Below are 13,763 nucleotides of genomic sequence, written 5' to 3'. Positions count from 1 at the left end.
CACAGAAAGCGGTGAAGGCTAGCGGCCGATGCAAGGCACAGTTAGTTTCACACAGGAACCGACGGTTCCAACATTACTGCTCGCGCCCTGATCGCGTGTGCATCTAGCCAAGCGGGAAAACCCCGATCGATATGGGCTTCATAGGCGGACATTTGTTTTTTTCTGACTTAGCGATCTCAGCCAAAACCAAATGTGGCTTACCAACAAAGATTAGTGATCTTCCCGAGTTCTTTAAAGGGACTGAGATTCAACAACGGGCTGGTGGGAGACACTTTGGCCAGACCCTGCCAGCGTACTTGCGATGCTTGGCCTCAGGCCAGGACTGGACGTGACGTGGAGGAACAGGCGCGGAAAGCGGCAAGTGATATGGGATCAAAACATGCATAGTTCGCCGAGCTCTGATTGAGTGAGGCCGGCGGCCAAGCGAAGGGCCCTCAGCTTTGCGCCAAGGTCTTTATCAATGCGGGCTGCTGCCGAATTGCGAATTAACGTTACCATCGCGCCGAGGAGACCATGCGCCAATTAATGATTGAAAAAACCGCCGCCGGGCTTTGGCCGCAGCGGCGGGGGGCGCGGGACGGGGTGGGCCTTTGCCTATCCAATAGTTTACGCTGCAACAGAAGAGGCGACAATCAGGGGTTTCCCTCAAGCAAAGCCAGAATAGTCCCTGTTCGAAGGCAAAATGAAAGACCAAGCCCGCATGGCTTGTGGACTCTGTGGGGCTGGGTCGGGATGTTCGCTTACGACAAACGTCAACCGAGTTGCGACTGATCAACAGCCATTTCAACTTAAGGTTATTGTTGAATAACCAGGGTGCGCACGGAACCCGGTGGCCGCTTCACGGTTGTTTGGGTTTCGAACTCATTCGGAGCTGCCCTTGATCCTCCCGCAGACCATGGCTGATACGCTCGGTCCCGTACCACCGCCGCCACGAACCGCGTTTTATCCCGAACGCGAAGCCGACTTGGCGAATGCGCTGCGGCAAGGCGTCCTGGCGCTTGGTCACAACGCAGATGTCCGGCCCCTGGTGGAGGCAGCGTTTCGCGCGGGGCTGGGGACTGACGGAAATCCATCGCATGATCGCCGTGCTGCGCGGGCAGCCCGATTATCCAGACCGCCGCGCGGGGGTAAATCTCGCCCTCTCTGATGGGTACGTCGAGGTCAGCCCGCCGGTGGAGATCGCCTTCAACATTTACCCTGGCGAGGTTTTTTCGGGGCGCGTCGAGACAGTGGTACAGGCAGTCGCCACCGGGCAGGCGCAAGTCAGCTGGCCACCGCCCCCGATGAGATCGAGTCCGCCCCCTTTGTCATACGCATACGACTCGATGATCCCAAGACCGCACAAGTGCTGCCCGCCGGCAGCACCGGGCTGGCAGCGATCTTTACCGATCGGGTGAAAGCCAGTCACATAATTCGTAAAGTGGTGCTGCGGCAAACCGCGATCCTCAACTACGTCAATCCGTTTTAGAAGGGCAAATGAGCGTAATCTGTGGTGCGAGTTTCGCCGTGCCACATCGTCGGGTGCCTCGCGCGTGGGGAAGTGGCCGACACCATCCAAAATGATGCGACGAACGGGCCAAGGAATTTGTCGTTCACTTTGGCGCTAGTTTCGGGCGGATTGACGCCGTCGAGATTTCCCCGGTTGTCGGGTCGCCTTCACTTTGTCATCCAGCCATTGGCTGCGCGGGTCGGGTTCGGCTTCACCCCAGCGGGAGCGATAGCCATGAGCGCAGAATAGATAGACCGCTTGCCGCGCACTGTTTCACGCGCGAATTTGAAACGTTCGTTGATTAGAAGGAAAGATTCAGTTGGGCCGCGGTGACTTGAAAACCGATCTCGCTTGCACCGATGTTCTACCTGTCGAACTACGGCGGCGTAGTTTATCTTCGGAAGCACCACAGCCGTGGGAGAATTGGCATGGCGATGGGAATGGGTCTAGGTATTGGGATTGGCGCAATGCTCGGAAATATGTTGTTTGACAGCACCGCGATTGGGATCGCCGTGGGCATCGCGCTCGGTGCTGCCGTGGGGCACTGGTTGTCCAAATCTCATCCAGGAATTTGATTGGCAGCAGTCAGTCACATCATATCTTTATGATATGGCCATCATGGAGATCGAACACTCCGTTCAAACCGCCCTGCTTCATAAAACTGCTTTCGACTTCATACCACCTGCCGATATAGTTACCGCAGGTGGTACATAATATTGGACTGTCCGAACGAACGTGTGTGGGTATACGCAGATACGTCGCCCGGCATTCGGAGCATTCCAAACGGCCATTTAACTGCGTCGCCATGGGCAGCCTCCATGTTCAAATAAGAGAATATCGGCTTTGAAATCTTGCGCAATACGATGTCCGCTGGAAGACACTCAAAAACGGTTGGGCTGTCATTCGATCGACACTTCCGCCCATGTGGCAGAGCGGACGTAAAAGATCCCGCATAGGGTCGCGATCACGCCTGAATTTTCTGGGCGTTGCAAGTTCTTCCTGGGAGGGATCATGCACGCCGATCCAAAAGAATTCGCTGACTTTCTTCTGCGGGCCGGATTTTTCGATCGTGATCGCTTCCGCCCGTCTTCCCTGACGGTAAAGGTACGAAGCCACGACACTCATATCGCCTGCAGAAGCCTTCGAGGATGTCACTTGCGCACATGTTGTTCTTGCAGTGCCAGAATCAGGACAATCAAGACTGCAAGCAAGATGGATGGTCATGCATCTTTGCCACTTCCATGGTTCTTGCCTCCCGTGCATTCTGGACGAATTCTAAGCCGGAACTTCATATAAATTCCATCTGGTCCAAGCGCCCAAAATATCAAAATCCTGTAACTTTCCCAAACAGCGCACCAGCCAGATTTTATATGAGTTTTTAATGATCCAGGGATTTTGATCCAATCGAAAATATATATACCTCCTTTATTTACGGTCAGGTGTTCGTTCAGGACTGAACTTCCCACCTGATTGAACACGGAACAACAAGGACAAGGGCGGGCGATGAACGTTCAGCTGGACGCGGTCTCTCATGCGACGGTCGGCAGGTTTGGCCTCAAGCTATGCGTATCAGTGTTTATAGCAGCCATGGGGAAGACGAATTTTGTCATGGCAGCGTCAGGATGGCTGGCGCTTTACGCCATCTTCACCAGCGTCATCACGACAGCATTCAGAGAGCGTTTTCCGGCTGATTACTTTAGCCACTGGGATGAGGCGCTGTGGTTGATTACAGTGTCGGTGGGAATTCGACTCGCTCGCCAAGTCCTGGCGTGATGTATTTCGCCACTCTGAAAAGACGGTTTACATCTTTGGGGCAGTCGTCGTCGCTACCCGATGCTGCAACTCCCCGCCGACAGCATCGGCCGGACGGGATATGCGCTCGCCTGCCGTTTCGTTGGCCAAGACTGGAAACCAGAAAAACTGTCCTGTCCGCCCTGCCGTCACGTCTGTTTAACACGACCGATGCTGTCTGTGAACAAAACGTATCCAGCTTTGATCAGTTCCCGCAACCGGCAAGCGTCAGTCCGAAATGCAAAGGTCGGCGTTAGTCGACATGTTCGCATTCTGTAAACTGCGTTTACATTTTTAAGAATGCCAATTTCGGCCAGGGTGCCTACTTCGGTCGGAAGGCTCCCGAAGGCAAAGAGAGGTGTCTGGATTGGCAAGTACCGCCGTCGAGCGGCTGGTTTTCGGAATCCGCGGAAGCGGTCGCATATTGCGACTTGGCACCGACCGTATTCCTCGACATGGCCGTTGTTCGCTTCGACACTACCTCGCCTGGGATATCAAGGAATTATTGTAGGTCCGAATTTTGCAGGGGCATCTGACCTGCCCCTTCGGAGCACACAACAGGAACCTTCCTGCCGAAGAACGGTTGTTGTCACGAGGCACCAGAGGAGGAGACCATTATGAAACCAATTGCTTCAATTTTTGTCGCCGCCGCTATTTCCGCGATGGCAATGTCAACTGCCGTGGCTGATTGCCCGGATGCAGCAAAGAAAGATGCCCAGACCGGGATCTCGAAAGACGGCAGCAAAGCGCCGATGCAGGACAGCGCCAACAGCACGACCCAAACAGAGGCAGCGAGTGTGGGCACCACGACAAGCTCCAGCACGGCAGCCAAAACCGAGCAAAAGTCCGGCGACACGATGCCCATGGCGGCCGACAAAAACCAGGCAACATCGCAGCAGGATATCCAGGCCCAGCAGAAAGGCGACAAGACTGCTGCCGCTTCGGCCGATGCCGATAAGGACTGCAAAAGCTAAAGTTTGCAACCGTTGGACACGTAGACCATTACGCGTCCAGCGGTTGAAGGTCGATAACAATCTGCTTTGCAGTAGAATCTGTCCGCTGCCTGCTTTGAGATGTGAGTACCCGCCCGCAGACAGCGAGGCACCCCCAAAAGCCACGCGTGGCTGACGAGAGGTGGGAACGAACCCACAATCCAACCGTTCAGCACAGGGAAGTAAGCCAGGAGGAATGCGATGGGTATCGAGCAAGCTCCAACAGAAAAAGGCAAGCAAGCGGCGCGCGGATTGAGAAAGAGTGCAGCAGCGGATGAGAAGAAGGTCGAAGCGCAAAAAGGTTCTGACCTTGCCAAGGGTGCAGATCGCTTTGAGGAACGTTCGAAAAGCTCCGACGGCAAGAGCGCGGGAAAAAAGCAGGGCTTTTGACAGGCGAGTCCGAACTTACCAATTCGGGCGCACGAGCTGATTGCCGAGACGGTCGAATGATTGAAGCTGGAGTTCCACGATTGTGGTGGAGATGAGTGATGCTGAAGGCTGTTGGTGCAATTTTTTGCTGGCGTGCTCTATTCGGCTTGGTCAGCGCTCAGTGGACGCAGGCTGAGCCGACCACCTCAATCGCCAGACAATCAAAGCTCACCCTCCTTGGAACCCCGCGGGCAGGGGCTGAAGTTCCTCGGATTGACGAGAAACATTCCCGCGGTAGTTCTGATTGTGGTTGGCGGCATCCTGCTGCTTTATGCTGACTGAATGCCCATCGGTCCTTAACGTCTGCCGCCGGGACCCGAGGGAAAGTCTATCGGTGATAGGCCCTGCATGACGCGGACCTTGTTCGCAGTCGTCACGGAAAGATTGGTCCACATGTCCGCTATTGATCCAGCGCCGTCCCGCAGTTCATCGTCTATATCGTTGGCGCTCTCCATTTCCTCCATGATCCGATCAAACGTCTGTGCGCCTTGCTCCACGACGCGGTAGAGCCGGGTAGCCTGGGTAACGCTCAAATCAGGAATTTCCAGAGTTTGTTTCACGTCGTCCGCGATCTGGTTCGCGAACTCCGCCTGCTCCTGCAGTGTTGATATCCAATCGATGGTCATGTTTTCCCGAGACCAATTGCGCAGGGCCGGCCATGGCCGAGCTCGTTTGAGAGTACAATCCGAATACCGGAACGAGATCCAAGGGTTCAAGGCGACCTTGTCCGCGTACCCTTAATGCTCCGACAATACCATTCCATTCCAAGCGCTTGTCAAATCGAGACGATGGCCATGCGTGTTGGTAGCTGTGCAGGAAACATGCATTGAAATCGGAAGTCGCGCGGGGAACCAATGCCGCATGGGAAGCTTCTACGTTTGCAGATTGAGGTGGTGAAATCAGGGTGACGTGATCAAGAGGTTCGCAAGGCGATTCCTTCTCTGGTCAGGTGCTTATCCGGTGAAGCATATGGACGGATACAAGCTGATCGAACGGAGGTTACATGACTATCGTTTCTCCCGTATTGCCCTCCATCGATCCTAATCGGTGGCAAGAGTGCGAGCGAGCCTTGCAAGAGCGGTTTACGGCGATTGCGGAAAGTGCTGAGCGGTCGAGCGAAGCTCTTGAGGCATTGATCGTGGAGGCCATTGAAGTCGGTTGGACTGAGCAGGAGGTGAGGCGGGCTCTCTTGGACATGATACGAGCCAGAGAGGATCCTGGCGCAGAGGATGCTTCATGGCTGCCCGCATAGCGTCGCCCAAAATAAAGGTTGACGATCCGGATCGGTGGTTGGAGTGAGAGAATGCGATCAAGAAGCGGCTTGGTAAAATCGATATCAAAGATGCTATCGAAGCCGGCTGGGAGGAGATGGAAATAAGAAAGGACATCTGGAGCTGGAAGATGCTGCAGGACACCAAAAACATGACGCAGCACTAGGATAGTGCCAAGACTGTATTCTACCGCGATCGCGGTCGGCGGAGCAGATGATGAGGCTCAACATACAATGTCTTATGTATGGTTCGGGTCCGGGTGCCAGGTCAGCAAGAGGTTGCCCAGGTTTGAGATGAGGACAAGTCATTAGGAGAGGCAGGTCCACAGCATGACGGATGACGAGGAACTTATGCGCGAAATCAATCGGCATGCCGATAAGGCAGAGGAGATGAAGCCTGCGCTGATTGATCGCTATGCATTGGCGACGACACTGGCGGGTCGCTTCCAACAACACAGTCCGGACGAAATTGAAAGAATGATTACTGGCGTTTGGCGGGAGAGAGGCCTCGCCTGGCAGGCCAGCAAGCCTCGTGAGTAAGAATGGGTTCGGCCAGAATTGCAGCCGTCAATTGGCCAAAGAGTTTGCTTAAAATTCACCTATCTCGACACATCGATGATTGCTTTTTACGAAGATGGTGACTTGGCCGAAGGAGGGTGAAGCGACTGGTTGGGTCGGGTCATTCAAATCGAGTCCGCCCAAATATAGTGTGACGAACGTAGTTGCCGAACTTATTCTGCCTATACTGAGAACTGATATGGAATGCCATCCACCGAAGGTATCGGCCTCGGGATCGGACAAATTCGACGCATTGCCCATAGTGCGAAACGCAATCTTTTTGGACCAATTTACGTTGGCCAATCCGATAGCCGCGCCATCGGATCGGGTGTCACCGCCGGTGGAAGTGATCACCAAGGAATGCCATCGGGTCTAGCTTAAGCACCTTGCAAAACTGCACCAGAGTCGAGGCGGCCATGCGGTCCTTCCCGATCTCATACTTTTGCAGTTGCGAGTGCGATAAGCCCATAAGTTCGCCGAGCTCTGATTGAGTGAGGCCGGCGGCCAAGCGAAAGGCTCTCAGCTTTGCGCCAAGGTCCTTATCAATGCGGGCTGCTGCCGAATTACGAATTAACGTTACCATCGCGCCGAGGAGACCATGCGCCAATTAATGATTGCTAAAGTAAAAGACCGCCGCCGGGCTTTGGCCGCAGCGGCGGGAGGCGCGGGACGGGGTGGGCCTTTGCCTACGCCGATAGTTTACGCTGCAACAGAAGAGGCGACAATCAGGGGTTTCCCTAAAGCAAAGCCAGAATAGTCCCTGTTCGAAGGCAAATGAAAAGACCCAGCCCGCATGGCTGTGGGACTCTGCGGGGATTTAATGCCCCCACAGGGGATCTCAATAATTTCTGCGGCTCTGGAACCAACGCCGGAGCCGCCGGTTGAACAAGCAGACAAACGAGGCTCCGCCATACTTGTCAGAAACTTCGAAAAGTTCAATGACCTTCCGATCCAGTTTGGGTCGAAAAGAACAAATGGAGGATACCCAAATGGAAGAGTTCGCCGAAAATTCACCCATGTCGAGACCATCGAATACTTTGACTGCTTTTTATGAAGATCGGGGTGCCGCCGAAGGAGCGGTGGAGCGATTGGTCGGAGCGGGAATAGCCCGAGACAGTATTCGACTGGTCGAGGGCAACTACGACACGGAGTCGAACCCGGAAACAGCTTCGAGCGATGCTCACAAGGGATTTTGGGAGTCGCTGGGTGATTTCTTTTTTCCAAACGAGGACCGCGCGGCATATTCAGAGGGGCTCCGCGGGGCGGCTACCTTGTTACCGTGTCTGGCGTCAGCGCCGATCTTGCAGATACTGCCCTCGATATCCTCGACGACGAAGGCAGCGTAGACATCGATGAACGTGCCGCCTCGCGGCGTTCCGAAGGCTGGTCGTCCCGACGAGGACTTCGTCCCCACCGAGTATGATCGGACCGGCGATCCAAAAATCTCCGGCATCCCCGGCGTTGCCGGTCCTGAATCGGATTTGGATAACGGGGCAATCCGGGATATCGAAGAAAACGAGGATGAGCGGGCGGTCAAGCGTGACATGACCAACACGGCTGCGCGCCCGATCATACAACGCAGGCTAATGACGAGAATTTAGGGCAACTGCAGCGGCCACGGGAGCGCTTCTGTTACATCATCCCTAGAGCGTCGGGCGCAGGCCCTCGTCAATGGTTAACGAGGGATTGGGTGTGGACGGACCAAAGGAAGTCGGAGCCTATGTTTCCCGTCACCTCGAATGCATTCGTGCTGTTTCCTCGCGATACGAGCAGCTGTTGCTGGTCGACAAGCACTTCGCGTCCGAAAAGGTTCTGGCCGAGGCATTGGATGCAGGTTGGACACTCTTTGATATTCAGATTGCGATGAAGGCGCTCGGCCATGACGGCTACCGCTAGGCGGCCAGGCCACCGCACTTTAATATCGCTACTGAACCAAAGTTGGGAGATCCAATGATCCAACAGCGGTCCGCCGAGGTGATAAACGGTTTGACACGGAGGAGGAACCATTGACTCAAGTTCAGGACATTGAAAAATCGGAAAACCCACCGGAAAACGAAGATTGGGTGCTGATTGAGGCAACCGAAGGCAAGTTTGTCGCATCCGGTTCATTGACTGCTATCGATGGTCCGGCGTTCTTCAAGCCGGCCCCGTTCGGGACCCTCGACGAGGCGGTTACGGCATCGCTGCTTTGGGCCGAACAGAACGAGGTTCCGTTCGTTTATGTGAGGGCTAGCTAGACAACGGATTATGGGGATGTCCCAGTTCTCAAGGCAAAGAGACGAATAAATACCCTGCAGTTGGTTTTCATTTGATGATCCGAAACCACTTCCTCAGCGTTCGGATTATCTTGTCATCTTTGACCATTCGTATGCTCATATTTCGCTAGGCGAACGTCCGCATGAAAGAACGGTACGCCAATGCCGTTTTCCTTTACGGCAATTGGCGGTACAGGCGTGAAGCATCTCGAGTATGGCCGGTCCGGCGCGCTCGACGATGGCGATAACTATCTTCCTCTAAAGCTCGGAACGCTGACTGAGCGATATCTAGCATTCGCCACACAGACATAACGGTGTGTGCTTCAATTATCGCTAACGTATCGCGCCAGTACAGCACATTTAGATCAACAGCCTTCGCCTTCCGGCGGCGTAGCTCCTCAGCTTCCGCGCGGAGAGCCTCAGCAGTTTTGAACCGCCAATGATATTGATCCGGAAAGGAAGCCGCGAGAACATTCATGCCATCAATAGCCGCGGGTAATCGCTCAATCCTCTTGTCGCCGATTTGGGAAAGTTGGTCTTTGAGTTCTTGAGCTAGTTCGATCCTTGATTGTCCAGATTTCAATCCAATGACTCCTTAGGATCTTTGCGAGATGACTTGTCAGATCTGTCGATACAGCATGACGCGCCCGGTTGGGATCAGCTGCATAATATAATCGAAGTCACTAATATTCCCGGTGAGAACCGTGAACCCAAGCTTTTGAGCCTGCAAAAACAGTACGCACTCATGAAGAGCGCGAAGACGTGCATCGGCTTTATAGCCTTGCAGGCGACACAACATGCCAGAAAGCAGGGCGGCTCTGCCCAAAACATCCGGATCTGGTGCAAATGTCCGGTGAGGGGGCATATCTTTGACAGTCATAGCAATCTGTTTAACAGCTGTCTGTGTGCCTGTGTGATTGGGATCCAGCACACCAACAGTGTGCATGAGCTCCTGAATTGCGATGGTCGAGTGATTGACCTGCCTGAGTGCAAGCATATCGGCGATGGCCCGCGGGGCACGACCCTGCAGCCCATCGATATATACGCAGGTGTCGAGCAGAAGGTCGGGGCCTGCCTCGGCTGACTCACTGAGAAATGGCAGATCAACGTCTTTCCGACGACTCAAAGTTTTCTTAGGATCGAACCGTGCCCAGCGAACCGCCGCATCGAAATCGAATTCAGCCAACTTAGAATCCGAGCCTCAGAGACGGATCCACCGTTCCCTGAGTTTTGCGGAAGGTCTCCGCAAAATTGTCCTCGAGCGCCAGACTTGCAAGAGCAAATTCCACGAGCTCTGTGTCGGAAGTCAAACCGGTCCTGGCCTTCGCCTGCTCAATCAGCTCTGCGCTCACACGCCCGGCGATGCGCCCAGTTTTCTCTTCCAGAAGTCCGGACCGCTTCGCGCTCTCAATGACGGCTTGGATACGTTCCCGCTGCCGTTTCAGCACTTCAATGCGGTGCAGCTGTTCTTTGCTCGGACGACGCACGCGCTTGGTCGTTCGACTTGTCCGTCCTTGGCGGGTGGGGAAGGCGAGCTTAGCCGTCATGATGGTACTTCCTGTTTAACAAAAACCAATTTTGTTAAACATAATACAATCGGTCGGAATTTCAAGAAACAAAAAACTAAAGGCGGCACTCAAGCCGCCTTGTCCGCATCATTGATGCAAATTGAAACCCAATTAGGGTAGTCGTGGTCGAAACCGCTCGCACGATATACCTGAAAAACAGTGAGTCCGGGAAGGGTCTTTGCCGACATCAGCTCTTGGTCTTTCGCTTCGCAACGAGCCTGGAGATCGTCGGCTGGGAGAAGCGGTTTCCCAATTGTCGACCGCCTCGTTCGTGATCTGCTCGCGGCCGCTTTCGACCGCTTCGATGGCGAGGTTGTTGATCATATGGAAGATATTGGCGGTGATGCCCTCTGTGATCTGCAGTATCCGCCGCAGCGATTTCGGAGTGAGCAGAGAAGGATTGCGTAGCGGCGTGTTGCGAAGGATCGAAGCAACGAGGGTCTCGAACTGTTCGTTCGCCGCCCATCGGTTTAATGTGAACTGCTCGAACCTGCGTGCGAGTTGAACATCGCCCCCAATGGCTTCTCGCGCTTCGTTGACGCCGAAGCAGACGAGCGAGATCTGGAGACGATTGCTCAAGAAGCGCAGCGTGTTCAGAACGATCCGCTGCTCATGGTAGGAACCGGCGAGAATGTTGTGTACCTCGTCGATGACCTGTACCCGTACACCGATCGCTTCCATAATCCGCAACGCCGCCTGTTCCATCTGGGCGATATCAGCGCGGGGCCGTTGCGGCGCTCCAAGAAGGGTGAGCAGTTCCGCATAGAGCCGTCGTTCGCCGGGCCGGCTGGTCATCTCCATGGCAAGAACCGGGGTCCTTAAAGTTCCCGTGACGGGATTGAAGCGAGGAGGGTATTCATCGCGGAACCGCTTCATGATCATCGTCTTAGCGGAGCATGAGAGATGCGGTCATCTGATTGTGCTTTTGCTTTACACAGGCGTGGGTTGCCGGGCTGGTTATCAAAGCTCGACCTGCTGTCAGAAATCTTGATCAGGCCTTTCGCCTTTTACTTTAATGCGGAACCTTACATCCCCACCTGGAGAACCACCCGTTACCCCACCTGGCCCGAATTCTCGTATCTTGCGGATTTTGGGGCCAGTTGACACTTGGCGAGCTTTTCAGGTCGTTCGCTCCGCTACGCTTGACAACTCGCGATTGCAAGATTAACAGAGAACATGGTTGTACGACAACCCGGTAAGATTGCAAAGCATGGATCGGGAGGATCTGTATTATGAAATCGGTTTTATTGAGGGGCGCGACCGTCGCGCTATTCCTCGGGGCGCTGGCATATCCAGCGCTTGCTGAGGATGCGGCAGATACAATCAAGATCGGTGTCGTGGCGGCCGAGTCAGGCGCCTTTGTCTCCGCGGGGCACACGTTACCTGCAGGTGTTAGCCTCGCCGTCAAGGAGATCAATGACGAGGGCGGTGTAAAGGTCGGCGATAAGACCTACAAACTCGAACTTTTGAAGCGCGATGACCGCACTGATATCTCGACGGCAATCGCGGCAACGCAAGAACTCGTGCGTGACGAGAAAGTCGCGGCTATCTTCGGATCGGAAACCCACGACTTCACCCTGGCCATGGCGAAGATCACCCAGCCGGCCAAGGTCCTGCATTTCGCAGGCAACAGTACGCTTGCCAAAGTGCTGACGGATAGTTCTGTCGCCAGCGGTGGAGAAGATCACTATCTCTTCCAGACCGAGCCTCAGGAGTTTCAGCGCAGCGGATCGACCGCGCGTGGTGTGCTCAAGCTGCTGGAGCCGCTTGTCGGCCATCCGCTTAAGAAATCCGTGCTGATCGTCGGAAATGACGCCACGGGGCAATTCCTGTCGTCCTATTATCTCGCTGCGTTGAAATCCGAAGGCCAGGAAGTGCCGGACATCATATTCTATCCTCCGGACACGACGGATTTTTCGCCCTTTCTTACGCGGGCCAAGAGCCTGAAACCCGATGTCGTCCATTTCTGGTACAATGGCGATTCGACGCTGACTGCACTTCCCCAGGCGCTGGAACTCGGTGTTGCACCTAGCTATTTCCTCTTCGGTGTCGACCCCGGTATCTGGAAAGAGCAGGGGCTATCGGCCGATGTCCCCGTAGCGATGAGCTGCGTGCCAGTGTGCTGGGGCGAGTCGTCCAATCCAAAAGCCAAAGCGTACTTTGACGCGTATTTTGCGGCCGGTGCACCAAAGGGTGTGACGTCGTCCGTGTCGCTGCTCTATTACGATTATGTGCATTTCCTTGCCGAAGCATGGGAAAAGGCTGGTTCGCTCGATCCCGACAAGACGGTTGAAGCGCTAAAAACATTGCATCACAAGGGTGTGGTTTCCGACGACCTCGCGTTCAACGCGACACACCAGGTAACCCACGCGACCGAAGTCTGCGCAGCAGCGCCGGGTGGCGATATCACCTGCGCCATGCAGGAACCGCCGGCTGACGCGCCAAAACAATAGTCCCCCCAAGGACCCCCGGTCGCCCTTCGGGGCGGCCGGAACGCTATCCGAATGATGATCTGAACCGGAAGCAGACTGTGGACATACTCCTGCAACAAATTCTCAACGGGCTCTCGATCGCCAGCGTAATCACGCTGATCGCAGTCGGTGTCACCTTGATCTTCGGCTTGACCGGCATCATCAATTTTGCCCATGGCGAATTCCTGATGGTCGGCAGCATCGTGACCTGGCTGGCGGTCGCCAACGGCATCAGCTTCTGGCTGGCAATCATCCTTGCAATGATCGTCGTGGCGGTGATGGGCTTCGCTTTGGAGCGCGGCCTTTTCCGCTTCACGCTTGAGCGTCCGACAAATGGATTCATCGTTTCGCTCGGTTTGATCATTGTGTTGCAGCACATCGTCATCTTCTTCTGGAACGCCAATCAGAAAAGCGTTCCGCGGCCACTCAATACGGTGTGGGAGATCGGCGGCGTACGCATAGCGTCCGTCCGGGTCATGGTCATTTTTGTAACTGCCGCAGTCGTCGCCATGACTTTCGTTGCCATCACCAGAAGCCGCTACGGCCGCGCGCTTCGGGCCAGTGTCGAAGACCGCGATACGGCCGCCTTGATGGGAATCCCCGTTCGCCGTTATATCACGGGTGTGTTCGTTCTCGGAAGCGCGCTTGCCGGTCTTGGCGGAGGGCTCCTCATTGCATTGTTTCCAATCACTCCCTTCACCGGAGGAACGATGGTGATGAAAGGCTTTGCGGTCGCGCTTATCGGCGGCCTCGGCAATCTCACGGGAGCGGTTGTCGCCGGCCTCATTCTTGGCATCGTCGAAGGTCTGAGCGCCGGTTACGGCTTCTCTGAATGGACCGATGCGTATTCGTTTGGGCTGATGATTCTCGTATTGCTCTTCCGGCCTAATGGTCTCTTCGGCGGGACGAGCGGCCCGAAGATGGCATGAACGCGATATAT

Annotated in this window: 20 protein-coding genes and 1 pseudogene; 14 read left to right on the top strand and 7 right to left on the bottom strand. The window is 55.0% G+C overall.

All coding sequences use genetic code 11. The features are described from left to right. Nucleotides 1–877: 877 nt before the first annotated feature. The gene (locus C7476_RS28360) at nt 878–1,147 is read left to right on the top strand and encodes a hypothetical protein (protein ID WP_181872586.1); all 270 of its coding nucleotides are present in this window, start codon (nt 878–880) and stop codon (nt 1,145–1,147) included. 770 nt (nt 1,148–1,917) lie between these two features. Next, nucleotides 1,918–2,064 carry a glycine zipper domain-containing protein gene (locus tag C7476_RS28355; protein ID WP_181872585.1) on the top strand — a complete coding sequence of 49 codons (147 nt, stop codon included), beginning with the start codon at nt 1,918–1,920 and terminating at the stop codon, nt 2,062–2,064. A 247-nt stretch (nt 2,065–2,311) separates the two neighbouring features. Here the strand turns inward: C7476_RS28355 and C7476_RS27915 are convergent, their stop codons facing one another. Next, complete coding sequence (locus C7476_RS27915) at nt 2,312–2,713, bottom strand: hypothetical protein (protein WP_147274723.1); 402 nt, start codon at nt 2,711–2,713, stop codon at nt 2,312–2,314. A 279-nt stretch (nt 2,714–2,992) separates the two neighbouring features. On the opposite strand from C7476_RS27915, the gene C7476_RS24230 reads away from it, so the two are divergent. The 4 genes from C7476_RS24230 (at nt 2,993) to C7476_RS28885 (ending at nt 4,983) form a co-directional block, all read left to right on the top strand. Then, on the top strand, nt 2,993–3,262 hold the full coding sequence (locus C7476_RS24230; RefSeq protein WP_114432507.1) for a hypothetical protein: 270 nt from the start codon (nt 2,993–2,995) through the stop codon (nt 3,260–3,262). A gap of 635 nt (nt 3,263–3,897) precedes the next feature. Then, nucleotides 3,898–4,254, top strand: a complete 357-nt coding sequence (locus C7476_RS24225) for a hypothetical protein (protein ID WP_114432506.1) — start codon at nt 3,898–3,900, stop codon at nt 4,252–4,254. 219 nt (nt 4,255–4,473) lie between these two features. Then, nucleotides 4,474–4,662, top strand: a complete 189-nt coding sequence (locus C7476_RS24220) for a hypothetical protein (protein ID WP_114432505.1) — start codon at nt 4,474–4,476, stop codon at nt 4,660–4,662. A 108-nt stretch (nt 4,663–4,770) separates the two neighbouring features. Next, complete coding sequence (locus C7476_RS28885) at nt 4,771–4,983, top strand: hypothetical protein (protein ID WP_114432504.1); 213 nt, start codon at nt 4,771–4,773, stop codon at nt 4,981–4,983. Nucleotides 4,984–4,997: 14 nt separating this feature from the next. On the opposite strand, the gene C7476_RS24210 is transcribed toward C7476_RS28885, so the two are convergent. Beyond that, entirely contained in the window at nt 4,998–5,327 is a 330-nt protein-coding gene (locus C7476_RS24210) for a hypothetical protein (RefSeq protein WP_114432503.1), read from the bottom strand. Nucleotides 5,328–5,704: 377 nt separating this feature from the next. Between C7476_RS24210 and C7476_RS24205 the strand changes: the two genes are divergently transcribed. Together C7476_RS24205 and C7476_RS24200 are read left to right on the top strand one after the other, a co-directional pair. After that, nucleotides 5,705–5,953, top strand: a complete 249-nt coding sequence (locus tag C7476_RS24205) for a hypothetical protein (protein WP_114432502.1) — start codon at nt 5,705–5,707, stop codon at nt 5,951–5,953. 348 nt (nt 5,954–6,301) lie between these two features. Then, the gene (locus C7476_RS24200) at nt 6,302–6,511 is read left to right on the top strand and encodes a hypothetical protein (protein WP_114432501.1); all 210 of its coding nucleotides are present in this window, start codon (nt 6,302–6,304) and stop codon (nt 6,509–6,511) included. A 349-nt stretch (nt 6,512–6,860) separates the two neighbouring features. Here the strand turns inward: C7476_RS24200 and C7476_RS24195 are convergent, their stop codons facing one another. Next, nucleotides 6,861–7,136, bottom strand: a complete 276-nt coding sequence (locus C7476_RS24195) for a helix-turn-helix domain-containing protein (protein ID WP_147274722.1) — start codon at nt 7,134–7,136, stop codon at nt 6,861–6,863. Nucleotides 7,137–7,518: 382 nt separating this feature from the next. Here C7476_RS24195 and C7476_RS24190 point away from each other — a divergent pair, with 382 nt between their 5' ends. From C7476_RS24190 to C7476_RS24175, 4 genes are all read left to right on the top strand, one after another. Next, complete coding sequence (locus C7476_RS24190; RefSeq protein ID WP_147274721.1) at nt 7,519–7,875, top strand: hypothetical protein; 357 nt, start codon at nt 7,519–7,521, stop codon at nt 7,873–7,875. A gap of 6 nt (nt 7,876–7,881) precedes the next feature. Beyond that, nucleotides 7,882–8,130, top strand: coding sequence for a hypothetical protein (locus tag C7476_RS24185; protein WP_114432496.1), 249 nt, complete (start codon nt 7,882–7,884; stop codon nt 8,128–8,130). A 91-nt stretch (nt 8,131–8,221) separates the two neighbouring features. Further along, nucleotides 8,222–8,425: a hypothetical protein gene (locus C7476_RS24180; RefSeq protein WP_147274720.1), complete on the top strand. Its 204-nt coding sequence runs from the start codon at nt 8,222–8,224 to the stop codon at nt 8,423–8,425. Between the two features lie 110 nt (nt 8,426–8,535). Then, the gene (locus C7476_RS24175) at nt 8,536–8,766 is read left to right on the top strand and encodes a hypothetical protein (protein WP_114432492.1); all 231 of its coding nucleotides are present in this window, start codon (nt 8,536–8,538) and stop codon (nt 8,764–8,766) included. Nucleotides 8,767–8,959: 193 nt separating this feature from the next. On the opposite strand, the gene C7476_RS27910 is transcribed toward C7476_RS24175, so the two are convergent. The 4 genes and pseudogenes from C7476_RS27910 to C7476_RS24160 all read right to left on the bottom strand — a co-directional run. Continuing rightward, nucleotides 8,960–9,367 (bottom strand): hypothetical protein, encoded by a 408-nt coding sequence (locus C7476_RS27910; protein WP_147274719.1) that lies wholly within the window; start codon nt 9,365–9,367, stop codon nt 8,960–8,962. 36 nt (nt 9,368–9,403) lie between these two features. Continuing rightward, nucleotides 9,404–9,970 (bottom strand): type II toxin-antitoxin system VapC family toxin, encoded by a 567-nt coding sequence (locus C7476_RS24170; protein ID WP_114432490.1) that lies wholly within the window; start codon nt 9,968–9,970, stop codon nt 9,404–9,406. Between the two features lies 1 nt (nt 9,971). Further along, complete coding sequence (locus tag C7476_RS28880) at nt 9,972–10,331, bottom strand: hypothetical protein (RefSeq protein WP_245426534.1); 360 nt, start codon at nt 10,329–10,331, stop codon at nt 9,972–9,974. 267 nt (nt 10,332–10,598) lie between these two features. Continuing rightward, nucleotides 10,599–11,240 (bottom strand): annotated as a pseudogene (locus tag C7476_RS24160) (TniB family NTP-binding protein); the annotation flags it as partial. A gap of 344 nt (nt 11,241–11,584) precedes the next feature. Here C7476_RS24160 and C7476_RS24155 point away from each other — a divergent pair. Both C7476_RS24155 and C7476_RS24150 read left to right on the top strand, forming a co-directional pair. After that, entirely contained in the window at nt 11,585–12,805 is a 1,221-nt protein-coding gene (locus tag C7476_RS24155; protein ID WP_114432489.1) for an ABC transporter substrate-binding protein, read from the top strand. Between the two features lie 77 nt (nt 12,806–12,882). Then, nucleotides 12,883–13,752, top strand: a complete 870-nt coding sequence (locus C7476_RS24150) for a branched-chain amino acid ABC transporter permease (RefSeq protein WP_114432488.1) — start codon at nt 12,883–12,885, stop codon at nt 13,750–13,752. Nucleotides 13,753–13,763 lie beyond the last annotated feature (11 nt).

This window comes from Phyllobacterium bourgognense (genome assembly GCF_003337575.1).
Lineage (GTDB): Bacteria > Pseudomonadota > Alphaproteobacteria > Rhizobiales > Rhizobiaceae > Phyllobacterium > Phyllobacterium bourgognense.
Note: the sequence above shows the minus strand (reverse complement) of the source record. Positions and strands in the feature narration are given on the sequence as shown.